This is a genomic window from Bradyrhizobium sp. (assembly GCF_035701725.1).
GTDB lineage: Bacteria > Pseudomonadota > Alphaproteobacteria > Rhizobiales > Xanthobacteraceae > Bradyrhizobium.
In genome coordinates this window covers 1-21,784 of record NZ_DASSRP010000155.1, presented here as the reverse complement: position 1 = coordinate 21,784, position 21,784 = coordinate 1, and the positions used below count along the sequence as shown (strand labels likewise).

Below are 21,784 nucleotides of genomic sequence, written 5' to 3'. Positions count from 1 at the left end.
TCGACGAAAGTGTCATGACGTCTCGTTAGCTTCCCGCCGTTTTCACTCAGGGGAGCACCTAAATGTATCAAAAGACATACGCGCTGCGCAGTCGCAAAGTCAGACTGCTGGCTGGCGTAGCGGTCGCAACGCTCTGCACCTTCACGACCCAGGCCGGCGCGACCGATCCGGATAAAGCCGCCGACCGCACCCATACCGCGACACCGATCAAGCATGTGATCGTCGTGCTGGCCGAAAACTCCAGCTTCGATCATGCCTTCGGCACCTTCCGGCCCCGTCCCGGCCAGCACATCGCCAACCTGCTGTCGAAGGGCATCGTCAACGAGAACGGCACGCCTGGTCCGAATTTCTCGAAAGCCGCGCAATTCACCGTCGCACCGCAGCCGCAATATTTCATCAGCGCCCCCGACGTCAGCAAGACGGCGTTCGCAACGCTGCCGCCGCCGGATCTGAATGGCGTGCCGGTTGCGGGCAGCGACACCACCCCGCCCCCCTTCGCCAGCGTCGCCGTCGCGCGCGCGGCCGAGCCCAGCCTCGAACCCGAAGATGCGGTGTTGCTGACCACGGGCGCGAGCGGCATTACGCTGAAGCCGGAAACCACCGGCGGCCAACCCAACGGCGTGCGCAACCCCGACACCCGCATTCTCAACGTCACCAACCTGCCGAACGGGCCGTTCCAGCAAACCGCAAAGGACGGACAGGGCCACGGCCTTGCCTACGATGCCTATACGGAAGACACGATCCATCGGTTCTTCCAGATGTGGCAGCAATTCGATTGCACGCTCCAGCATGCCTCGCGCGACAATCCGTCCGGCTGCCAAGCCGACCTCCTGCCCTACGTGATCACCACGTTTGCCGGGCTGGCGGAAGAAGGCATGGGCACCTCGATGGCGTTCTTCAACATGAACCAGGGCGACGCGCCGACCCTGAAAAGGCTCGCGCTCGAATATTCGATCGCCGACAACTATCATCAGGCGGTGATGGGCGGCACGGGCGCCAATCACATCATGATCGGCACGGGCGACGTGTACTTCTTCAACAATACGTTCGCAGAAAATGGCGTGTTCAACGCCAACAGTTTCCAGCCTGTACCCCCGCCGCCGGTCCCCGGCGCGGTGCTCGGTCTGCCGCCGCAAGTCACGATCTCGCTGGTCGCCAATCCGGACCCGGTGCCCGGCACCAACAACGTCTACAAGAATGACATCGCCGCCTCGCTTGGCGAATATGTCAACTGCTCCGACGTGACGCAGCCCGGCGTTCCCGCCATCAAGAACTATCTGGCGACCCTGCCTTACAAGCTGTCGCCGACGGTCTGCGCGCCAAGCACCTTCTACGCCATCAACAACTTCTTCCCCGGCTACCATCCGGACGGCACACCGGCCAATCCGTTGTCGGCGAAGCAGGCGGCGGACGGCAGCGACTTCTTCTTCATTCCACCGCAGAATGTGCCGACCATTGGCGATGCGTTGAACGCCAAGAACGTCTCCTGGGTCTACTATGGAGGCGGCTTCAACGAAGCCGTAGCCGGTCAGCCCAACGCCTACTGCCCGATCTGCAACCCGATGCAATATGCGGCCTCGATCTACGGCAATTCCAGCCAGATCAAGCAGCACACCAGGGACATCGTCGACTTCTTCGCCGATGTCGCCAAGGACCAGTTGCCGTCGGTTGCCTTCGTCAAGCCGAGCGGCCTCGTCGACGGTCACCCGCAATCCTCAAAGCTGATCCTGTTTGAAGCGCTGCTCGACAACATCGTCGATCAGGTCCGCGCCAATCCGGAATTGTTCGCAGAGACCGCGATCATCGTCACCTGGGACGAAAGCGGCGGCTTCTACGACTCCGGCTTCATTCAGCCGGTCGACTTCTTCGGCGACGGACCCCGCGTTCCGCTGCTGGTGATCTCGCCGTTCTCCCGCGGCGGCCGCGTGGTGCACACCTATTACGATCATGTCTCGATCACGAAGTTCATCGAGCGCAACTGGGGACTGAAGCCGCTTTCCGCCCGAAGCCGCGACAATCTGCCGAATCCGGTCATGGACAAGGATGACGATCGTTACGTGCCGCGCAATATGCCGGCGATCGGCGATCTCATGGAGATGTTTGACTTCGACGACCGTGACGACCGCGGCCTCCGCAAGGAGATCGATGGCCTCCTCGACCGTATCCTGGACGATCGCAAGGGTTAGCGATCTTCCGCGTGCGATCCAACAAATCAGTATCGAGCGGTGCGGCAACGCGCCGCCCGATCAAATGTCCGGCGAGACGGCGACGCCAGCCAGGCGTTGTCCACACGCACCCGACCACACTGTAATATTTTTGATACAGGATTGCGCTTAGTTGCCGCGCGCGAAATCAAACAAGACGGTTCGCAAGCCATTTTCGCTTGATCCGTTTTTTTCAACGCTCTCACCGGAAAGCATGATCGCGATGGGTATTTCCTCCACCTCTTTGCAGAACAACCGTGCGGACTTTCCGCTTCGATGGACGCGCCTTGCGGCGACCGCGGCGATCGCCCTCGGCTTGAGCTACGGCGTTGCAGCCGCGCAGCCCGTCACCTTCCAAGGCGCGACCTTCGTCAACAAGGGATTGGTAGGCGTGGCGCGCGTGCCGTCCGATGCGGTCGATCAGTTCGGCGAGACGCTCGGCGGCTTTGGCTCCAGCATGGCGATGGATCTGGCGACCTGGCACCGCAAGTTCGACGGCAGCTACGCCGGCACGCTCTATATGCTGCCGGATCGCGGCTGGAACACGCAAGGCACGGTGGATTTCCGCGGCCGGATGCATCGTTTCCACGTCACGCTGACGCCCTTCACCGGCGCCAGCACGACCGCGCAAGATCAGCTCAAGCTCGACTATCGTTCTTCGACGCTGTTTCTGCAGGCCGGCGGCGTACCCACCACTGGTCTCGACCCGACCGGGGTCCGCCCGGGTATGTTCGGTACCCCCGATCTGCCGATCGCCGACAACGGCCACGTCCCCGTTGACGATGAAGGCCTGGTTCACGTCGGCGACGGCACGGTGTGGGTGAGCGAGGAATACGGCCCCTATATCTATCACTACGCCAAGGACGGGCAGTTGCTCCACGTGATCCGGCCGCCGGACGCCTTTATCCCGATGCGGCACGATGCCAACGGAAATCTGGTTGAGAACTTCTCGGCCAACAGCCCGCCGATCGGCGTCACCTTGAACACCGGCAATCCGGTCTCGGGCCGGCAGAACAATCAGGGCTTTGAGGGGCTCGCGATGAGCCCGGACCGCAACACGCTGTTCGTGCTGCTGCAGAGCGCGCTGATCCAGGATCTCGATGCGACGAGCTCGGCCACCATCAAGCTGACCCGCCATAACACGCGTCTATTGGCCTACGACCTGCGGCATGAGCAACCCAAGCTCGTCGGCGAATATGTGGTCCAGCTGCCGCTCTACCAGGATCAGACCACGACCAAGCCGACCCTGCTCACGGCCGCGCAGAGCGAACTGCACGCGCTCAACGACCACCAATTCCTGGTGCTCGCGCGCGACAGCACCGGCGGATTTGCCGTCGCCAACCCGGGTTCGGTCTATCGCAGCATCGACCTGATCGACATCTCGAAGGCCACCAACATTGCCGGCACCGATGCCGATAAAGTCGGCGGCCAGGTGGCGCCAAAGGGCGTGCTGAACCCCGCCATCACGCCCGCGGCCTACCAGCCCTTCCTCAACATCAACGACAACGCACAGCTCAACCGCTTTGGCCTTCACAACGGCGCGCCGGCCGACGGCAACGACCTCTACGAAAAGTGGGAAAGCATCGCGATCGTGCCGACGCTCGATCCGAAGACGCCGCACGACTACTTCCTGTTCGTCGGCAGCGACAACGATTTCATCACCCAGAACGGCTTCATGGCCGGCCAGCCCTACAAGGACGCCTCCGGCTTCAACGTCGATACGCTGGTGCTGGTCTATCGCGTGACGCTGCCGACTTATGTGCCGCCGCGGCAGTTCGACCTCTCGCTCGCCCGGATTCTCGACGATCTCGACCACGATCTCGAGAAGATTCTCGACCGGCACTGACCCGAGCGCCAAACGGCGTCCGCCGCCCCCAGTCTTTGCGCCGAGGGCGGCGGATCGATGTGGGAGAGGCGATTCGCTTCGAAAAATGCTCAGGCCAGCTTGAGCATCGCGCGTGCTTCCACGGGCGTAGCAATCGCGGCACCCAGATCCTTGAGGATTTGCGCCGCATGCGCCACCAGTTCGGCGTTGCTCTTGGCGAGCACGCCCTTGGACAGATAGAGATTGTCCTCCATGCCGACGCGCACATGGCCGCCGAGCAGCCAGGACTGCGCCACCATCGGAAACTCCGAGCGGCCGATGCCGAAGCCTGCCCAGGTCGAACCCTCCGGCAACAGGTTACGCGCATAAAGCATGGTCTCGGGCGACGGATCGAAGCCGTATTTGACGCCGAGCACCAGCGTGCATAGCGGCGGGCCCTGCAAGGTCCCGTCGGCAAGCAGGTCGCGCGCCAGATGAATGTCGCCGGAATCAAACAGCTCCAATTCCGGCAGCACGCCCGCCGCGCGCATCCGCGCCGCCATCTTGCGCACGTTCGGCGGCGTGTTGATCACGACCTGCCCGCCGGAGTTCATGGTGTTGAGGTCGAGCGTGCAGATTTCAGGCTTGAGGAGCTCGATGTGCTCGACCCGCTTTTCCGGCACCATCAACGTGGTGCCGGGGCCTGCGACCTTCGGATCTTCGTCCGACGGCACGAACCGACCGCCCGGTCCCGTCGTGAGATTGATGATCATCTTCGGGTTCTTGGCGCGGATCCGGCTCATCACGTCGCGGTAGAGATCGATCGACATCGAGGGCCGGCCGGTCTCGGGATCGCGCACGTGGATATGGGCGATCGAAGCCCCCGCCTCTGCCGCCTCCAGCGCGCTGTCGGCGATCTGCTGCGGCGTGATCGGCAGATAAGGCGACTGATCCGGCCGGGTGATATTGCCGGTGATCGCACAGGTAATGATGACTTTGGAGTGGGGTTGATGCGCCATGGCGCGGCTCGCCTTTTTCGGCTTGGTGGAGGTTGGCGACTGGCATAGCGCAGCGGAGAGCCGATGGCGAGCCACCTTGCCGGCGCCTCAGCCCTTGTTCTTGGCCGCCTTCTTGGCTTCCGCCTTGCTCTTGGCGGCCGCCGCAACCTTGGCCTCGGCCGCCTTGAGCTCCTCAAGCGCATTTCTCATCGCCCGCGCGTAGCTGTCGGCGGCATTCTCGCACCCGATCTGCAGCCGCCGCGCCGCGGCATTGGCATGCAGCATCATGTCCTTGGCGGTCTGCTTGAGGCGCGCTTTGCTTTCCTTGGTTTTGGCCTTGGCGGCCAGGCCTGCCAGGCGGGCCTGACGCTTTTTGGCCTCCGCCATCAGCGCCTTGTGTTGCGTCTTTCCGATCCCGCGGATGACAACATCAAGGTCCGTTTCGGCCATTTCGCAAATTCCTGAAAATGTGAGGTGATCCTTTGCGGTGCTCGCCCGCCTCGCATTCTCATAAACCAGCATCGCCTCGTTTGTCCAATGCCGCCAGTCACCCGGTTCAGGTCGTCGGCGCTGGTGATGCCGCAGCTACTGCTGCGCGGGAACGCATCAAGAGGTAGAACGCAACCACATGCGTGATCATCAAGAGCGGCACGTAGATGATCGGGATCGCATAGGTCGAACCGAACTCACCCGCCCGGGCCGGCAGATTGCCCAGCGTCGCAAGCGTGTAGTCGCCGAGGAGGTCGACGACCCCGACCAGATTGAAAGCGACAACGAGCGCAAGAAACAGCGGCCGCACCCTGAAGGCGAGGAGTGCCAGGATCGCCAGCAGTCCGGTCGCGAAGTCGCCATAGGCCGAGAAGTTGGAAAATGCGCTGAAGTCCGCCGGCAAGTGGTCGCCGGTGACGCCGGGAACCAGGAAAACGAGTCCGAAAAAGCGAAAGCTGTGCACGGTCGCGATCGCGCGCTGCGCCTCGTCCCGCTCCATGGACTTCAGCCAGGGCCAGACATAGGCGCCGAAGCAAAGCAGCCAGGTGACATATCCGAGAGCAAGATGAATACGAAAGATGGTTTCCGCCGACATTTTTGCCTCCTGTCACGCCTTGCTGAAGTCTCGAACGCCACGGCGAGAATGCCGACCCGTTCCTATCCCGAGACCCAAGCTAGGACTGCTTTTCCCGCGCGACTATTTGCGATAATGTCGATGCTCTATGAAGCAGAACTTCACAGTTCGCCAAGGCGCACTCGATGGCGTCGAGGCCTTCCTGAGCGTTGCCCGGCATCACAGCTTTCGCCGGGCTGCGGCCGAACTCGGCGTGACGCCGTCGGCGATCAGCCAGGCGGTGCGGACTCTGGAGGCGCGCATTGGCGCGGCGCTGTTCGCGCGCACCACGCGCAGCGTCGGGCTGACGGAAGCGGGCGAACGATTTTTGGCCCGCGCCAAGCCCGCCTTTGAGGAGCTTGTCGCGGCCGGCGAGACCGCGCGCGAACTGGGACAGCGGCCGACCGGGCTGCTGCGCCTGGCGGTGCCGCGGGCGGCAGTGCCGATCCTGCTCGAGCCGCTGATCGCATCGTTCTGCGAGGCCTATCCCGGGGTCGAGGTCGAACTCTCCGCCAGCGAGGAACTCGTCGATCTCGCCAAAGGAGGGTTCGATGCCGGCGTGCGAATGGGTCAATTCATCGCCAGCGACATGATCGCGGTACGGTTGAGCCCGCCCTTTCGCTTCGTCGTCGTCGGCAGTTCCGCTTATTTTTCGCGCCGCGGCCGCCCGCTGCGCCCGGACGATCTGCGCGAACACGCCTGCCTGCGGATGCGCCGCTCCAGCGGCGCAATTGCCCTATGGTCTCTCAACGATGGCGGCCGCGCGCTCGAGATTGCCGTGTCGGGCCCTCTCATCGCCAATGACTTTCCGACCGTGCTCGGAGCTGCGATCGAGGGCGTCGGTCTGGCGCAGGTGCCGGAGCCGGTCGCCGCCGCCGCGATCAAAGCCGGAAAACTCGTTCAGGTGCTGCAGAAGTTCGCGCCGACCGTGCCCGGCGTGTTTCTCTATTATCCGAGCCAGCGGCACATGCTGCCAAAGCTTCGCGCCTTCATCGATCACGTGAAAACCCGGCCGAAAGCCAGGACACGGCATTCATGAGGGCTTGACAACCGCAAAGCCCAGAGCGGCCTGACGACCGCAAGCGCGATGACGCTATCGGCAAGCCAGCGGTTGAAAGTATCGCATCATCCCGCCATCCGTGACGCAATGCCGAAAAGTGCCCTCCCGGGCGATCGAGCAAACCGGCCCAATGTCCGCGCCAACTGGCCTTGTTCGCCCGCCGTCTCGTTGGAGGTGAAAGGATCGGCAAAACACCTTGCACCGGCCGCCCTTGCCATCCGCGCCACCTGCGCAGTCATGGCGGGAGCGCCCGAAACGTAGACCATGTCATCGGGCGACAGGATCGGCAGATGATCGGTTGGACGGCCGCGCCGGATCGCCGGCGAGACGGTCTGCGGCTCCGACACCGTCATGATGATCGTGACGTTCGGGAACAGTGCGAGGCGGCACAGTGCAGCGTGCATGTAGAGAGATTGAAGCTTTCGCGCCGCGACCACGAAAATCAACTCGCGCTGAGGGCGTTCGGTGATCGCTCCGACCGCGATCGACCACATTGGCGCGAAACCCGTGCCGCTCGACGCCAGCACAATACCGCCGCCGTGATTGGGTCGGAGGAAAGCCGTGCCGAATGGCCCCGACACCCTGACGCGATGCCCGACGCGAATCCCGCGACCGAGTTCGGAAGAGACGATGCCGTCGGGAAAGATCCTGATGTGAAAGTGCATCAGGTGAGGCTTCGGCCGCCCCTCCAACGGATAGGTCGGACTATAGCTTCGTGCCGGGAATCCGAAGAATTGCAGTTTGCAGAACTGCCCCGGCAGATAGCGAAGTGGCTTTGGCAGCTCGACATCGACGCCGATGACGTCCGGCGACAGGCGAACGATCGCCGCGACGCGGGCGGAGACGGAAACTTGATCCGGAACGCGTTCGGTTTCGATCTCGATATCGGAGATAACCCGCGCCTGACAGGCCTGGATGAGTTCGTCACCCTCCTGCTGGCCGCCAAATACCCGTCCCTTGACCAGACGAACACGACAGGCACCGCAGATCCCGCTGCGGCAGTCATGCGGCAAGTCGACACCATTGAGCAGCGCCGCATCGAGCAAGACATCACCGCACTTGGCCGGGAACGACTTTCCGTTCAGACTTATCTGGCAGTTTCTCTTCATCATTCCACCTCCAGGCGGATCGGCCTTACGTGCCTGGTATGTCTGATCTGACTGTGGTCGAAGGCGGCAACCCGCATGAACGTGCCCGTCTTGATCGCAACGTCATACGCGCTTCCGGTATCGAGGCGCCGCGCAACCTCGAGCGCCCAATGCCCGGAGGCCCAGCGAGCCGCGCAGCGGACATCGGCGCGATCGCCGGCAAACTCGCCTGCGATAATGACGCCGGGAATCACCGTCCCCACGGGAATGCGGGCATCATCGTCAGCCGAATACGGCACGGATTCAGTGTCGGTCATGAACCAGCGGCTGCCATCTTCGTCGCCGTGATTTGGATCAAGATCGACAGGCCCGATCGCGGCCGCTGTGGCAGCGATATCTCTGGGCAATCGAAGCGGCGCAATGAGCTGCGGCCCGCCAGCCTCGTCTTCTTCGATCGTGAAATTATCGGAGAAGTTCGCGACGCCCGGATCGGGCGCGAAACCGCCTTTATAGGGAACGACACGACGCGCCTGCAGCGGGGTCGGCTGCAGCGGCGGCCCGAAATGCGCATCATCCATCCATCCCATCGCACCGCCCGTCGCCCGCCACTCCCAAACGTCGGCGTAGCCGACGTTCGTAAAATGCAATCCACGGCCGGTCAGCGTTTCGGGTGCGCCGGCGACAGGATGAGGACTGGCATGGAAGGTTCGGTCGCCCGCGAGCGTCGTATCCGCTGTCGTCAGCAGGACCGAGAATTTGTCCTCGTGGAAGTCGCGCTCGTCGCCGTTTTCAAGCCCGTGGTGAAGGACACGCCAGCCGCCGGCTTCCTTAACCATCGGAAAATGCTTCAGCGATCGCGTCGGATCTTCCCATATGAAAAGAAAATACGCCCAGGTGTCGTCGTGCACCGCCCGAATCTCAATCCTGGTCTCGCCTCTGCCGTCGAAATTTCCGCCGCCGCTGGTCGCCACGAAATACGGCACCGCGGCGCGCCAAGCACGATCGGACGTGTCTCCATCGAGCTTGGGCGCGTCTGCGCGGTCGATCCGTCGCACCTGCAAATGGTCAACGTCGAGCCGGTCGACAGCCACGATGAATGAGGCGCCGGTTATGGCGATGGCCGCCGCCACGACGAAGGCATTGGACTGCAGGCTCGGGTGTCGTCGTCTCGACCGCTCGCCTTGCATGGTCGCGGCGCCCCGCGCGGCCTGAGCAGGAGCGCCCGGGTGCAACCGTGCTGCGCCGCTTGGTACGCGCACTGCGGGCCGCGGCCGCGTCGGCTGCTGGTCCGCACTGCCGGTGTCGCGGGCCGACTGTGTCGATTGCTCCGCCAGAATGGTCAGCAACTCCACGGGATCGAGTTGCTTGGGTGCAGGCGGCACGCCTGTGGGCCGAACGATCCGAAGCAACTGCGACCAGCCGCCGATCTTGAAGTGGGTGAAGACATGGAGCGCGGCAAAGCCGAGAATGGCCCAGGTGGAATACCAATGCAGCGCCGCGGTGTCGTGCCCGACCGAAAGGCCGAAATAAAGCGCGCCGCCGCTTGCAATCAGGAGCAGCATCGCAACGAAGAATACCCAGCAGAGCAGGACATTCGATGCACCCAGCCTGGCCTCCGAGCGGCCGAACAATGCCCGAATGCGCACGGTATCCAATCTGACGCGGCGCGTCAGGCCGGTTCTCCAGAGGTAGACCGCATAAGCAAGTGCAACGGCGACCAGCACCAATCCCGCCTGCATATGCAGCACCCACACGCTGTCCTGCGGCAGAATAATGTCGAACAGGTTGATCCAGCGGCGTTCAGGCGTTTCGGTAGCGATCCGCATTCCGCTCAGAAGGGCGACGCCAAAGGCACCCACCAGCAACCAGTGCAGAACGATCGTACCGTAGTCGGTCTTGCGATTTTTCATTTGCGGGCTCCATCTTCACGGAGCGCGCAATCGCCTCGCCTTTCATGACCCTTCAGCCTCGACTGAAATGCGTGCGCACCAACCATCACCGCGCTGCGCCAGACAGAGTCGCTTTTCGGTTTGGCGCGCCAAACACGATGTAAGAAGCCATCACACTTGAACAAAGGAGCATCCCCAATTGCCGTTTCGCCGTGCCGACGAGCTGAAAATTCCTTCTGACTGAGCGGCCGCCCCGGCCGCGGTTGATTCACGATCGTCAAATCACAGCGTCTCGTCCGTTCGACGAGACGCTGCGATTCTCACGTCATCCCCACATGTGGTGGAATTGATGCTCATGGACATGATGTCCAGCCGGATCTGCCCCCACGGCGGGCGCCAGCCCTGGATCGCCGGCCGGATTATGCTCCGGGCCCGACGAAGCGTTTGTTGCCGGCTGACCGTTTTGGGTTTGCGCTGCCGGACCGGCGGCGGTTTGCAAATCACCGAGCAATGCCGCGAGGCCATTGTTGTGACCGCCGCCAGCCGCCTGAACCAACTGCTGGAGATCGGCGACAACTGCCGCCGCGCTGTTTTGACCGCCGCCCTGAAGCAGGGCGATCAGGTCGGTCACAAGATGGTTGCCACCGTCGCCAGGCGGCGGCGATCCCGGGTCCGGCGTTCCTCCGGGCGGCGTCGATGGAGGCGACGTCGGTGTCGGGTTTGGCGTCACCGCCGTGGCTTGAGCGGCGGCCACGACGCTCGCATAGCTGCCGCCGTCCGCCATGAGGTTGTTGCCCGCGACATCGGCCGAGTTCGCAGCGAGCTGCGATACCGCGGCGTTGACTTCGCCGGCATTGTGCGTTTGCAGGCCGTCGATGAGAGCGTTCGCCGCGGTGCCGGTCGTTCCGTCCGATCGAAATTCGTTCCAGAAGCGTGCCGACCACAACCCGCCCTGCGACTGGTCGAACGCGTTCGAGTTGGTTTCGAAGGTCTGGATCTGCTGGACGAGGCCGGCAATGTCACCCTGAAAACCGTTGTTTTCGATCGTCGTCGCCATCTGTCCGAGATGGTTGCTGTCTTGTATCCACTGGGTCACGAACGTTGTCTGGGTCGCGTTGTCGAGAAACGGCGTCGCCGGCGTGTTCAACCCGGGCAGCGGCGTCGGGTTGAAGATGGCCTGCACACCCGCATCGCCTTGCGCGATATCGATGATGTCCCGGTGGATGTCGTTGATGGCGCGCCCGACATATTGTCCGAGATTGGTGCCGAGGACCAGCGTTCCGGTCGGCGAGTTTGCAAGCTCAACAGAGGCGATCTCTTCGTTGAGCTGGTTGATAATGACGTGCGTGTGCAGATCCGTCAGATTGTTGATCTGGGGATCGGCCGCACTCAACATCTGCTGTACGCCAACGAGATCCGAGACGATCGCGCTGACCTGGTCCGGACCAATGCCACCGATCTCCCGCGTCGTTGCGTCGTTAAACAGGTCCGTTGCTGTCAGAGCCATTGAATTTCTCCTGCCACTCTCAGTTTTCGATTGCGATAGTTGCCGCCGCTGCCTCGGTCGTCGCTCGCACAGATCCGCAGCGCCGGCCGCAAGATTTCCTCTTGAGACCGAAGCGTCGGGACTTCATGCGGTGGCATTTCGCCACAATGAACGTCGTACGGATTTTGCGTTTAGTTTCGTGGCAGCTTTCGGCCGACAACGGGGCCAAGCGCGCGACAAGTAAGGTAATAGCGTGACCCTGCCGATGTCGCGCGAACCGTCGGATGATTTCTGCATAATATGAGTGGTGACATCTTGCAGCATCCTTGATGGCGCGGCGCGACTTCAACAAACGCGCGTGAACCACAACGTCTGCCACGATCGTCATAACGTTTATGCACGCGCGTCGCATTCCTGCCGAAAAATGGTCGGCATCGACCTTCAATCAGATTTGACTGCGCAGAATGGTGGGGAGTCCGCAGTCATGAGCTTTGCGCAAGCGGGTGCCCAAGGAAGGGCAGCAAATTCGGGCTTTTCGAGCCTTGTTTCCGCGCTTTCTTCCGATGACCCGGTCGCGCTCGGCTTGCGCGATAGCGCGCGCCGCATGGCCGGCGTCGCGATATTCAGCGGCGTGATCAACGTTCTGATGCTGTCGGGCTCACTTTACATGCTGCAGGTCTACGACCGGGTGATCCCGAGCCGCAATTTGGCAACATTGCTCGGCCTGTCGCTGATCGTGCTGCTCGCCTACCTCGTCCAAGGCTATTTCGACGCGTTGCGCTCGCGGATGCTGTGCAGGGTTGCAACACTTTTCGATGCAAGTTTGCAACGCTCGATCCATACCGCGCTCGCGACGCTTCCGCTGCGCGGAGTCAAACCCATGCTGCTGCAACAGCCGCTGCGCGACCTTGATCAGGTTCGCAGCTTTTTGTCGGGCATGGGACCGACGGCATTCCTCGATATGCCATGGATTCCGCTATTTCTTGCCGCGTTGTTTCTTTTTCATCCGGCGATCGGCTTGACCGCTCTTGTCGGCACGGCCGCGATCGTCGCGATGACCTTTCTGACCGAACAGATCTCGCGCGGCGCGGCCAAGGCCGCAATGGATTGCAGCGCGCAGCGCCAGGTCCTGGCGGATGCGACCCAGCGCAACGCCGAAGTCATCCGGGCGCTCGGCATGACCGAACGATTGCTTGAGCAATGGTCATTGATCAACGAACGCTATCTGCACGAGAATATCCGCGCCACCGACGTCAACTCGAATCTCGGATCGGGCGCAAAGGTTCTGCGCTATGTCCTGCAATCCGGGCTGTTGGGGATCGGCGCTTATCTGGTGGTCGCCGATCGCGCGTCGGGCGGCATCATGATCGCCTCGTCAATCATGATGGGCCGCGCGCTGGCGCCAGTCGAAATCGCGCTTGGGTCCTGGAAACAGCTCGTGGCCGCGCGTCAAGCCGTGGTACGTCTGCGCGATATCTGCAAGGTCACCGCGCCACCGCCCGCTCCACCCGTCGTGCTGCCCCGTCCCCGCCGCGAGTTGCTGGTCAAGGATCTTGTGGTCTGCGCGCCCGGCACCTCGACGGCCATCATCTCGAACGTGTCATTCATGCTGAAAGCCGGCATGGGCCTGGCCCTGCTCGGCGCCAGCGCCTCGGGCAAGACATCGCTGTCAAAAGTGCTGGTGGGAATTTGGCCGGCGCAGCACGGGGTCGTCCGGCTCGATGGCGCGGCCCTCGACCAATGGGGCGAACATCTTGGCCAGCACATCGGCTATTTGCCGCAGGACGTGGCGCTGTTCGACGGCACCGTCGCCGAAAACATCTGCCGTTTCGACAGAACGGCGAGTTCGGACGCCATCTTGAAGGCGGCGCAGATCGCCGGCGTGCACGATATCATTCTGCGATTGCCGGAGGGATATTCGACCCGAATTGGCCAGGGCGGAATGTCGCTTTCCGCTGGGCAGCGTCAACGGATCGGGCTTGCACGGTCGGTCTACGGCGATCCGTTCCTCGTTGTCCTCGACGAGCCGAATGCCAATCTCGACGCCGACGGCGAGAACGCCCTGCATCGCGCCATTGAAATCCTGCGTCGGAACAACAGCATCGTCGTGGTAATTTCGCATCGGCCGAGCGCCCTTGCCGCGCTCGACATGGCGATGGTGCTCTATGAAGGCAAAGCGATCGCATTTGGACCGCGTCAGGAGCTTTTTGCGCGCGTCCGCGGCGCTTCCGGAAAAGCGGCATCCGCAAGGGCGTCCTCTCCGGCTGCGCACGCGCCGCGGTCCGCGGTGCCCGAGAGCGTCGCCTGATGTTGAACGACGACGCCGCCGCTCGCATCGACGCCACTCCCCAGCGCTGGTCCAACGTTGAGAAGGATGGCGGCGTAGGACCACAGGGCGCGGCATTGATTCTCGAACTGCAGCGCCTGCGGCGCGCGCTCGAGCACGAAGAGCAATCCGACCCGCCCCCCAAACGCCCGCCCTCCTCGGTCCGCCGGCGACAGCAGCACGCCCGTCGCCGACGGCAAGGAACGATTGGCCGCGCCATCAGCCTTTGTCTTGAGCAGTTCGGATTGGCAATGCCCGCCACGGTTCCTGGCTCCAATCCGGCGCATGAAGCCGCGTCGGCTTCACCGCAGCACCGACAAGCGGCCCATGGTGAGGCAGGTGCATCCGTTCTCATCGACCTTGAGCGGAGCTCTCCCGAACCGACCGCCAGATATCAATCGATGCATGTCGAGAGCCCACGCATGGAACTGCCTCCGTCCGCCGGCGGCATCGCGTCGCCGTTGACGGCCAACCAGCTGGTTTCAGCTTGTCGGAATTGGCTGGGGCCGCCCCTTTCGTTCCTGCTGACCCGCGACGGCGTCGTGCCAGATGGTGGCGACGCCGACGGCAGCCTCCTGGTGCGCACTGGCCACGCGCTCGAGCGTGAACTGCGGACGGGACTGCGCGTACTGCTCGTTGTCGGCGTTCTCGCAGGCGGCTGGGCCACCCTTGTGCCGCTGGCGGGAGCCGTCATCGTTCCTGGAAACCTCGTGGTTCAATCCAACGTCAAGGCTGTCCAGCATCCGACCGGCGGGGTTGTCGCCGAAATCGCAGTTCACAATGGCCAGCGCGTGAACAGCGGTCAGTTGCTCGTGCGGCTCGACGCCACCCAGGCGCAAGCCAGCCTGCAAGTGATCAGCAAGCAGCTTGACGAAGTGCGGGCCCGGATCGCCCGCCTGACCACCGAGCGCGATGGCCTCTCGCAAATTCAAATGCCGGACGAGTTGGCGCCCAGGAAGAACGAAGACGCAATAGCCGCGCTCCTGGCCTCCGAGGAATCGCTTTTCTTGGCGCGCAACAACGCGCGACGAAGCCAGATCGAGGTTTTTCAGAGCCGGATCACCCAGCTCGGCGAGCAAATCGGCGGTCTCGACGCCCAAGTCGAAGCCAAAAGCAAGCAACTGGAATTGATCGCCGGCGAGCTGACCGGCGTGCAGGAGCTCTATGACAAGCGGCTGGTTCCGCTCGCCCGGCTGACCGCGCTGCAGCGGGAAAGCGCGCGGATCGAAGGCGAGCGCGGACAGCTGACTTCCTCGATCGCCGAGGCTCGCTCCAAGATCGGCGAAGCGCAGTTACAGATTCTCAAGCTCGATCATGATTTCCGTACCGACGTCGTCAAGGAGCTGGGCGAGAATAACGGCAAGGAGGCCGAGCTCGTGGAACGGAGCACCGCGGCGCGCGATGTCCTCGACCGCATCGACATCCGCGCGCCAGCATCCGGCGTGGTACAACAGCTATCGGTCCACAGCATCGGCGGCGTGATCCGTGCCGGCGATCCGATCATGGAAATCGTTCCCGATCTCGATGATCTTCAGATCGAAGCACGGCTGCAACCCAACGACATCGACCAGGTGCGAATGGGCCAGGCCGCTTTCGTGCGTTTCACGGCCTTCAATCAACGCGTAACGCCGCAGGTCAGCGGCACCGTGTCCTACGTCTCGCCCGACACCAGCCGCGATCAGCAGACCAATGCAACGTATTTCACGGTCAGGGTCTCGCTATCTGACAGCGAGCGCCGACGGCTCGCCGGATTGCAACTCGTTCCGGGTATGCCGGCGGAAGTCTTCATGCAGACGGGCAGCCGGACCATGATGAGCTATCTGCTCAAACCGATCACCGATCAAATGCGGCGTGCTTTCGTTGAACAATAGGCGATTGCGCGCCTAGAAGTTCTGCACCCTGATCTGCGAAACCACCTGCCCCGCGATCATCACGGTCCGCTCCAACGCACCGCTGGCGACCACATCCTCGATCGTCTCGGCCCGCGCGATCAGCAAATCGGCGCGCGCGCCTTTGCGGATGCCCCAGTCGGCGCCCAGTCCGATCATCTGCGCCGGCATCGAGGAGACCATTTCAAAGACGGTGCGCAGGTCACCGAGACCGAAATGCGCCGCGACAACGGTCCATCGAGCCATCTCCAGAAGATCACCCGAGCCGATCGGAACAAACGGATCCTGGATATTGTCTGACGCGGTTGCGACCGGCACTCCCGCCGCCAGCAATTCCTTGACCCGCGTCAGCCCGCGCGGCGGCAAGCGATCCGCCTCGCGCCCCTGCAGGAACAGGTTTGCCGCCGGCAGCGTAACGATGCCGACACCGGCCTCGCGCAATTCGTCGATCGTGCGCTTGGCCCGATCCGGCGACATGGCGCTCAAGGCCGACGAGTGGCCGGCAACCACCCGGCCCTGCATGCCATAAGCGCGCGTCAGCCGGGCAAGTTCGCTGAACACCGCTCGACCGGAATCCAGATGCTCGTCGATATGCATATCGAGCGGCAGACCGCTGCGTTCGGCGCACGCGAACAGGAGTTTCAGAAACGCCTCCGGTTCGGACGAGAACGCCGGCACGCCGCCGATAGCGTCGATGCCAAGATCGACCGCCTGACGCAACCAAGCCTCGCTTTCCGGCAGCATCGACGTCGCTTCCGAGGTGACATGGCCCACCACCTGGATGCGCATGCGATGTGCACACTGTTCACGCAATGCCACCATCGCCTCGACGCCGCGCACGCCACTTTGCGGGTCGATATTGGTGTGGCTGCGGATCGCGACCGTGCCATGGGCGCTGCAGGCGTCGACTGTCGCACGCGCGCGCGCAATCATCTGTTCTTTTGTAATCGAGGGCGCCAGTGCGCGATATGCGGCGGAGGCGCCTTTCAATGTACCGGACGGATTGTCGAGCAAAGCGCGGGTCCGCGACTTGTCGAGATGCTGGTGCATGTCGACAAGGCCCGGCAGCACCAGTTGTCCGCCAAGCGCGAGGATCTCGGCGCCATCGTCGGGCAACGACGGGCCGACCTCGGCAATGCGCCCATCGCCGCCGATCCTGACGTCGAGCGCCTCGAGCGCCGCCGCCCCGAAGCGCAAGACGCGGCCCCCACGAAGTATCAAGGCACGGCGCATGTAAGATCTTTCCCTTCGCTTCGGGTCGGAACCATCCCACCCCACAAAAAGCCCCGCTCCATCTAAGCGATGAAGCGGGGCTTTGTCTTCTAGAATGAGGCTTCTATCTAGAACGATGCGTAAGCATTGCGGAACGCGATGGCGCCGGCCAGCGATCGCGGCCGGGTCCGAACGGCGTGACCGTCGTTTCCGCTCTCAACGATCCATTGTCCGTTCTCGCGGCCGACGATCTTCCCGACATGGTGGCTCCAGACCACGATCGTGCCGACGGACGGTCCGCCGGCGTTGGTGCCGTAGTGCGCCCACGATCGCGCGAGGTTGTACTGCGGGCCCGGGTCGCTACCGACCAGCTGGCGCATGTACCAGCCGCACCAGGCCGCGGGCCGGCCGCCCAGACGCGCCGAGCTGTAGCTCGTTTGCCCATAGCTCGCGCGCGGGTAACCTCGGCGGCGGGAGCCAGAGTTCTCATCGCTCGCATATCCAAACCCCGAGCCAAAGCCCGATCCGGAGCCAAAGCTCGATTCCGAACCAAAATTCGAAAATCCGAACTCCTGCTGTTGCCGGTAGTGGCGATGGGCGTAGTGCCCATAATGGGTGTGAGCATAATGCCGGTAGTGTTGATGATGGGTTCGCGCTTCCGCACTCGTTGCAAATGCAAATAGCAATGCACTCGCCGCAACGAAACTACGCATACTGTCTTCCTTCGTGCTGTTTAAGGGAAAGCGATCGCGATGCGATCAAGGGCCGCGTGATCTCGGGTTGATCACCTTGCTGCGGCCTCAACGGATGAGGGCCGAAATGCATTCGGCCGAGGCGCCCTTAGAGAAACTGCACGTGGCGGGAATGTGGCGAAGGAATGCAACAATAACAATGAGATATGCGCTCATGCATGGAACGCGTAAACGCTCCGGCAATGATTGCGGCAGCAGGGACCCGGATGACATTTTCGTTCATGCGCGGCGATCTTGCCGACACTATCTTACGCGGCATCACGCATGTAGCGAACTTTTCACCTCGCCACCGCGTTAGCAGATCTCGGCCCCTCGTCGAGAATATCTCGGCGGGTGTTTTCTCCGCCGAATGGAGGATGATCCGATGCCCGCTAAGCCCCAATCGTCCAATGATCTTCCCAAGCAAGAACCGCGCAGAGACAAAGATCGGGAGATGCGGAAGGCGATCATCAAGGATGCCGACAAGACGGAAGGGGCTGACCGCGATCTGGTGCACGGCGATGGCGGTAGCGTTGGCCTGCCGGTCGGCCCTGACGATCTCGATCACGACGACTGATCGACATTTGTCCGAGCGATAGGATCCCGAAGATGCGAGCAGGCTGATGAGCGATAACATTTCCCGGTTTCAGGTTGCGATCGGACAGGCCGCTCTCGGTCTTTGGGCCAACCTTCCGCGCGATGTCCAGGAGGAGTTGTTCGAAAACGCCGTTGGGACCGACGAACATCTGCGCCACCGCCTGGCGCTCTATCTCCATGAACATCACCCGCGCACCGCGCACCCGCCGAAGCCGACCGCGCTGGCATAGTTGTCAGGAGCCCGCGGTCGCGCAGACCGACGCGGCAGAGCCTCATCGCCACATGGTCGGGGTGCGCCGCAAGGCTTCTCTGCCCGTCGCTTTCAGGTTTTCGATGGTCTGCTCTCCCCGCGCGGCGGCCTCCAGCAGTTTCGCCGCGACATGGGCTCGGGTGCCGTTCTCGTACTGGCCGACCTCCTCGCATATCTCCTGCAAGAGCGCGCGCAGCAGCGCCGTGGTCTCGGAATTGAGCATGGCCGCCTCCCAGAAAGATGATCGAGGATAACCTGTCGCCACCGGAGCCCACATTCACACGGGTTAATGCGGGCGGGATTTTCGTCGCGGCTCGTGCCGCATTTTTTTGGCCGATCGCCAGGATTGCCGCGGGCGGCGTGAACGATCCTTCATGGTGGGACTCGTCGAGATCCGTGCCGAACACCCATCGTTCCAATCCGTTTCCTCGTCAGGGGGCGCCATTTGCGCCGCACGTACCAGGCGACGACCGACACAATCAGCCACGCCAGCGCGGCAACAACGAATGCGGCCGCGATGCTGATCTTGGCTAGCAAGATAAAAGCCGCTGCAAAGCCCAACATCCCGATCGAACCAAGGAGGGTGCCGGCGGCCTCGAGCGCCGCGGCCTTTTCGCCGCGCCGTCTGCCGTCCAGACCTGCCTGGCGCTTGCGGCGAATTTCGTGCGCTTCGATCAGTGTTGAACTGGCGCAGAAAATGGCGGGAAGCGCGAGAAAAACGCCGCCGATAACCGGTCCATACCAGCGGCTCACCAGGCCGGTGAAAACCGTCGCGGCGCCGCCAAGCGCAAAACGGATCACATATTCGTACCAGCGGCCCTCTTTCAGAGACGAAAGCGAAAGCCGGACCGGCATCATGTTTGGCCTCCCGCAATGGATGCCAGGCCGAGCGCAACGACGAGCCAGACGGCAAGTGAGAGCAAGCTCGCCTCAGCCGCTCGCAACCGCGCGCGGATCAGCAACTGACAAACGAGGATGCTGTAGACCGCAAGCGCAACAGCGCCCCCGATCATGGCCCGGCTCTGCACCACCGCATAGTCTGCGCCGTAGCCGTGCACGGCGATGCCAAGTGTGGCGAGCGCGACCGACGGCGCCGCCCCGAAAAGCCCGGCAAAACTCTTGGGCCGCAGCACGTCGCCGAGCATCGCGAATGCCGATACGATTGCGCCGCCGATCAGGAAACGGACCAGGTACTCGCTCATTTCGGTGTTGCACGACGTTGCAAGAACGGCCAGCGCGTTTCGCCGACTGGCGCTGTTCGCGCGCTGGAAAGGCCGCCCGCCGCCAGGTGGGGGAGCGCTTCTCGCCGGCTTTCCGCGGCTGGCTCGCGCGGCACGCGTGGCTTTGTCTTGGCTGGGATTTTGGGACGCACGAGCCGCTCGATCGCGGCACCGAGCGCAAATCCGACAACGACGTCGCTTGCCCAATGCGCCAATACCAGGATCCGGGTCATCGAAAGAGCGATCGCGACTGTACGGATGGTTTTGCGCGGGCCCGAAGGCAGCATGCCGGCCCAGGACGCCAGTGCGCCCATATGCAGCGCGTGACCTGAAGGAAACGCGTCCTCCGCCTTGCCGGAAAATCGCACGCCGTGCAGGTGACCCAGCACGGTCGTGCGGTCCGGCCGGGTCTGATTGAAAACCAGCTTGAGAGCGTGGGGCAAGAGCGAAGCCGTCGCCGTCACCAGAAGCGCATGATTGCCTGCGCGACGGGCCGGACCGCTCTGGGTTCGGGTTGCAAAAAAGCCTGCCGCGGCCAGCAGCAGCAGAACCTTCTCGTCCGCGCCCCAGGTCAGGGTCCGCGCGACCTCCTCGGCAACGGGTCCTGTCCGACGCGCGACGGTTCGCGCGATCGCAACGTCCATCGTCGTGGGTTGGACGGTTATTGGAAAGCGACGGTTGAAGTCACCGCGAGCGGATCGGAGCAAGGTGCGGTTCACCTCCGGATGATCAGAGACTGACATACCCTGCTAAACGCGCGACTTGGCGAGGGGTTCATCGTTCTGTCATATACTGGAGGCGCGCGGCACAAATGTTGAGCCCGGCGCGAAGCGTCGGATCGCTTATCGGTTGGGAAGCACCGTCGCGGTCGGCTATGGGTCTAGCCGGGCCTTGCTGAATCCCCGCCAGCGGTCATCCAGTCTTCCAGACTGTCTTCGGCAACGTCCTGGACCATCCGTCGCCAGCGAACGCCCCTGTGCTCGCGCACGGCGCAAAGAAATGAAACTCGGGCGCGACGGCGCTGCATCTTCTTGTCCTCTGCCGGCCCAACCGGCTGCAATCCATTCCGTTCCAAGAAGCCCGCACAGGGAACCAGGACAAACTGGAACAACGGCATGCGAGACCGGTTTCATCCCTTTAGGGAGAGCGATGCATGGCTCGAAAGGCGAAGAAACGCAGGTACTCGAAAAGCTCGGGCAAGGATGTCGAGAGCGAAATGCGCCGCTACAAGAAAGGCACCGCCAAAAGCGGTCGCGGCGGCAAGGGCGGAAAAGTCAAAAGCCGCAAACAGGCAATCGCAATCGGACTTTCCAAGGCCCGCAAGAAGGGCAAGAAGGTACCGAGAAAGAAGAAGTGATGGCGTGAAGGCCGACGCCGAATCAAAGCGGTCACCGCGTCGTCAGTTGATAATTGTCACAGAATGGACCACGGAAGTAATCGCGCCGGGCGGCGGAGCGCTCGGCATCAAACTATAAGATACGTCCGGGTCGTCGGAGCGAATGGTCGAGACCAGTTCCGGCTCGGCGGAGACAAGCTGTCTCTATGACTGCAGTCCAGACGACGAAAGGGATATCAGAGCCAGGATCCGTTGAGGCGGTTGCGATGACCCCTCTGTTATTCGACACGGAATGAACTGGAGCGGGTGAAGGGAATCGAACCCTCGTATTCAGCTTGGAAGTCGTGGAATCTGTGAGCACATTCAATAACCATTCCGACATTTTGCAGCCTTTGCGGACCATTGAGACTACTACAGAATTTCTCGTTGTCGGAATGGCGGTGGGTCGATTTGGCACATGGGACCGGTAGCTCGCATGGCCGACCATTTGCTATCGGTGAGCAGAGAGCTCGAAATGCGTGCCGTCTGCCACCAGGTATTCGATTTGCGCAAGCTGCGATCTCGCCCAATGGGCGAGAAGCGCATCGGGGGC

Annotated in this window: 19 protein-coding genes and 1 pseudogene; 8 read left to right on the top strand and 12 right to left on the bottom strand. The window is 62.6% G+C overall.

Going from position 1 to position 21,784, the window contains the following annotated elements; all coding sequences use genetic code 11:
* Positions 1 to 62 precede the first annotated feature (62 nt).
* Entirely contained in the window at positions 63 to 2,186 is a 2,124-nt protein-coding gene (locus VFL62_RS08905) for an alkaline phosphatase family protein (protein ID WP_325172003.1), read from the top strand.
* Between the two features lie 241 nt (positions 2,187 to 2,427).
* A complete protein-coding gene (locus VFL62_RS08900) occupies positions 2,428 to 4,050 on the top strand; it encodes an esterase-like activity of phytase family protein (protein ID WP_325172002.1) in 1,623 nt (540 codons plus the stop codon).
* Positions 4,051 to 4,139: 89 nt separating this feature from the next.
* Here VFL62_RS08900 and VFL62_RS08895 read toward each other — a convergent pair whose 3' ends face one another.
* The 3 genes from VFL62_RS08895 to VFL62_RS08885 all read right to left on the bottom strand — a co-directional run bounded on the left by VFL62_RS08895 (position 4,140) and on the right by VFL62_RS08885 (position 6,090).
* Positions 4,140 to 5,027, bottom strand: coding sequence for a 3-keto-5-aminohexanoate cleavage protein (locus tag VFL62_RS08895; protein WP_325172001.1), 888 nt, complete (start codon positions 5,025 to 5,027; stop codon positions 4,140 to 4,142).
* Between the two features lie 87 nt (positions 5,028 to 5,114).
* Positions 5,115 to 5,456: a hypothetical protein gene (locus VFL62_RS08890; protein WP_325172000.1), complete on the bottom strand. Its 342-nt coding sequence runs from the start codon at positions 5,454 to 5,456 to the stop codon at positions 5,115 to 5,117.
* Positions 5,457 to 5,562: 106 nt separating this feature from the next.
* Positions 5,563 to 6,090 carry a hypothetical protein gene (locus tag VFL62_RS08885; protein WP_325171999.1) on the bottom strand — a complete coding sequence of 176 codons (528 nt, stop codon included), beginning with the start codon at positions 6,088 to 6,090 and terminating at the stop codon, positions 5,563 to 5,565.
* 127 nt (positions 6,091 to 6,217) lie between these two features.
* On the opposite strand from VFL62_RS08885, the gene VFL62_RS08880 reads away from it, so the two are divergent.
* The gene (locus VFL62_RS08880; protein WP_325171998.1) at positions 6,218 to 7,147 is read left to right on the top strand and encodes a LysR family transcriptional regulator; all 930 of its coding nucleotides are present in this window, start codon (positions 6,218 to 6,220) and stop codon (positions 7,145 to 7,147) included.
* Between the two features lie 86 nt (positions 7,148 to 7,233).
* Here the strand turns inward: VFL62_RS08880 and VFL62_RS08875 are convergent, their stop codons facing one another.
* The 3 genes from VFL62_RS08875 to VFL62_RS08865 all read right to left on the bottom strand — a co-directional run bounded on the left by VFL62_RS08875 (position 7,234) and on the right by VFL62_RS08865 (position 11,652).
* Complete coding sequence (locus VFL62_RS08875; protein ID WP_325171997.1) at positions 7,234 to 8,280, bottom strand: 2Fe-2S iron-sulfur cluster-binding protein; 1,047 nt, start codon at positions 8,278 to 8,280, stop codon at positions 7,234 to 7,236.
* The gene (locus VFL62_RS08870) at positions 8,277 to 10,166 is read right to left on the bottom strand and encodes an ethylbenzene dehydrogenase-related protein (protein ID WP_325171996.1); all 1,890 of its coding nucleotides are present in this window, start codon (positions 10,164 to 10,166) and stop codon (positions 8,277 to 8,279) included. The genes VFL62_RS08875 and VFL62_RS08870 overlap by 4 nt, the downstream gene beginning before the upstream one ends.
* Positions 10,167 to 10,470: 304 nt before the next feature.
* Positions 10,471 to 11,652, bottom strand: a complete 1,182-nt coding sequence (locus VFL62_RS08865; RefSeq protein WP_325171995.1) for a hypothetical protein — start codon at positions 11,650 to 11,652, stop codon at positions 10,471 to 10,473.
* Positions 11,653 to 12,235: 583 nt separating this feature from the next.
* Between VFL62_RS08865 and VFL62_RS08860 the strand changes: the two genes are divergently transcribed.
* Together VFL62_RS08860 and VFL62_RS08855 are read left to right on the top strand one after the other, a co-directional pair.
* Entirely contained in the window at positions 12,236 to 13,939 is a 1,704-nt protein-coding gene (locus tag VFL62_RS08860; RefSeq protein ID WP_414644655.1) for a type I secretion system permease/ATPase, read from the top strand.
* A 2-nt stretch (positions 13,940 to 13,941) separates the two neighbouring features.
* On the top strand, positions 13,942 to 15,828 hold the full coding sequence (locus VFL62_RS08855; protein ID WP_325171993.1) for an HlyD family type I secretion periplasmic adaptor subunit: 1,887 nt from the start codon (positions 13,942 to 13,944) through the stop codon (positions 15,826 to 15,828).
* A 12-nt stretch (positions 15,829 to 15,840) separates the two neighbouring features.
* On the opposite strand, the gene VFL62_RS08850 is transcribed toward VFL62_RS08855, so the two are convergent.
* Positions 15,841 to 17,079 carry an amidohydrolase family protein gene (locus VFL62_RS08850; RefSeq protein ID WP_325171992.1) on the bottom strand — a complete coding sequence of 413 codons (1,239 nt, stop codon included), beginning with the start codon at positions 17,077 to 17,079 and terminating at the stop codon, positions 15,841 to 15,843.
* A 107-nt stretch (positions 17,080 to 17,186) separates the two neighbouring features.
* A complete protein-coding gene (locus VFL62_RS08845) occupies positions 17,187 to 17,771 on the bottom strand; it encodes a hypothetical protein (protein ID WP_325171991.1) in 585 nt (194 codons plus the stop codon).
* 472 nt (positions 17,772 to 18,243) lie between these two features.
* Between VFL62_RS08845 and VFL62_RS08840 the strand changes: the two genes are divergently transcribed.
* Together VFL62_RS08840 and VFL62_RS08835 are read left to right on the top strand one after the other, a co-directional pair.
* Complete coding sequence (locus VFL62_RS08840) at positions 18,244 to 18,366, top strand: hypothetical protein (RefSeq protein WP_325171990.1); 123 nt, start codon at positions 18,244 to 18,246, stop codon at positions 18,364 to 18,366.
* Positions 18,367 to 18,412: 46 nt separating this feature from the next.
* Positions 18,413 to 18,616, top strand: a complete 204-nt coding sequence (locus VFL62_RS08835) for a hypothetical protein (protein ID WP_325171989.1) — start codon at positions 18,413 to 18,415, stop codon at positions 18,614 to 18,616.
* A 42-nt stretch (positions 18,617 to 18,658) separates the two neighbouring features.
* Here VFL62_RS08835 and VFL62_RS08830 read toward each other — a convergent pair whose 3' ends face one another.
* The 4 genes from VFL62_RS08830 to VFL62_RS08815 form a co-directional block, all read right to left on the bottom strand.
* On the bottom strand, positions 18,659 to 18,859 hold the full coding sequence (locus tag VFL62_RS08830; RefSeq protein WP_325171988.1) for a hypothetical protein: 201 nt from the start codon (positions 18,857 to 18,859) through the stop codon (positions 18,659 to 18,661).
* A gap of 149 nt (positions 18,860 to 19,008) precedes the next feature.
* A complete protein-coding gene (locus VFL62_RS08825) occupies positions 19,009 to 19,494 on the bottom strand; it encodes a DUF3147 family protein (protein WP_325171987.1) in 486 nt (161 codons plus the stop codon).
* Positions 19,491 to 19,838, bottom strand: a complete 348-nt coding sequence (locus VFL62_RS08820) for a DUF3147 family protein (protein ID WP_325171986.1) — start codon at positions 19,836 to 19,838, stop codon at positions 19,491 to 19,493. The genes VFL62_RS08825 and VFL62_RS08820 overlap by 4 nt, the downstream gene beginning before the upstream one ends.
* Positions 19,835 to 20,500 (bottom strand): phosphatase PAP2 family protein, encoded by a 666-nt coding sequence (locus VFL62_RS08815; protein WP_325171985.1) that lies wholly within the window; start codon positions 20,498 to 20,500, stop codon positions 19,835 to 19,837. Before VFL62_RS08815 ends, VFL62_RS08820 begins: the two co-directional genes overlap by 4 nt.
* A gap of 509 nt (positions 20,501 to 21,009) precedes the next feature.
* Here VFL62_RS08815 and VFL62_RS08810 point away from each other — a divergent pair.
* A pseudogene (locus VFL62_RS08810) lies at positions 21,010 to 21,204 on the top strand (DUF6496 domain-containing protein); the annotation flags it as partial.
* Positions 21,205 to 21,784: the final 580 nt, after the last annotated feature.

Excerpts from the sequence above, each read along its gene's own strand:
- VFL62_RS08905 (WP_325172003.1), top strand. The coding sequence starts at position 63 with ATGTATCAAAAGACATACGCGCTGCGCAGTCGCAAAGTCAGACTGCTG.
- VFL62_RS08900 (WP_325172002.1), top strand. The coding sequence starts at position 2,428 with ATGGGTATTTCCTCCACCTCTTTGCAGAACAACCGTGCGGACTTTCCG.
- VFL62_RS08895 (WP_325172001.1), bottom strand. The coding sequence starts at position 5,027 with ATGGCGCATCAACCCCACTCCAAAGTCATCATTACCTGTGCGATCACC.
- VFL62_RS08890 (WP_325172000.1), bottom strand. The coding sequence starts at position 5,456 with ATGGCCGAAACGGACCTTGATGTTGTCATCCGCGGGATCGGAAAGACG.
- VFL62_RS08885 (WP_325171999.1), bottom strand. The coding sequence starts at position 6,090 with ATGTCGGCGGAAACCATCTTTCGTATTCATCTTGCTCTCGGATATGTC.
- VFL62_RS08880 (WP_325171998.1), top strand. The coding sequence starts at position 6,218 with ATGAAGCAGAACTTCACAGTTCGCCAAGGCGCACTCGATGGCGTCGAG.
- VFL62_RS08875 (WP_325171997.1), bottom strand. The coding sequence starts at position 8,280 with ATGATGAAGAGAAACTGCCAGATAAGTCTGAACGGAAAGTCGTTCCCG.
- VFL62_RS08870 (WP_325171996.1), bottom strand. The coding sequence starts at position 10,166 with ATGAAAAATCGCAAGACCGACTACGGTACGATCGTTCTGCACTGGTTG.
- VFL62_RS08865 (WP_325171995.1), bottom strand. The coding sequence starts at position 11,652 with ATGGCTCTGACAGCAACGGACCTGTTTAACGACGCAACGACGCGGGAG.
- VFL62_RS08860 (WP_414644655.1), top strand. The coding sequence starts at position 12,236 with ATGGCCGGCGTCGCGATATTCAGCGGCGTGATCAACGTTCTGATGCTG.
- VFL62_RS08850 (WP_325171992.1), bottom strand. The coding sequence starts at position 17,079 with ATGCGCCGTGCCTTGATACTTCGTGGGGGCCGCGTCTTGCGCTTCGGG.
- VFL62_RS08845 (WP_325171991.1), bottom strand. The coding sequence starts at position 17,771 with ATGCGTAGTTTCGTTGCGGCGAGTGCATTGCTATTTGCATTTGCAACG.
- VFL62_RS08840 (WP_325171990.1), top strand. The coding sequence starts at position 18,244 with ATGCGGAAGGCGATCATCAAGGATGCCGACAAGACGGAAGGGGCTGAC.
- VFL62_RS08835 (WP_325171989.1), top strand. The coding sequence starts at position 18,413 with ATGAGCGATAACATTTCCCGGTTTCAGGTTGCGATCGGACAGGCCGCT.
- VFL62_RS08830 (WP_325171988.1), bottom strand. The coding sequence starts at position 18,859 with ATGCTCAATTCCGAGACCACGGCGCTGCTGCGCGCGCTCTTGCAGGAG.
- VFL62_RS08825 (WP_325171987.1), bottom strand. The coding sequence starts at position 19,494 with ATGATGCCGGTCCGGCTTTCGCTTTCGTCTCTGAAAGAGGGCCGCTGG.
- VFL62_RS08820 (WP_325171986.1), bottom strand. The coding sequence starts at position 19,838 with ATGAGCGAGTACCTGGTCCGTTTCCTGATCGGCGGCGCAATCGTATCG.
- VFL62_RS08815 (WP_325171985.1), bottom strand. The coding sequence starts at position 20,500 with ATGGACGTTGCGATCGCGCGAACCGTCGCGCGTCGGACAGGACCCGTT.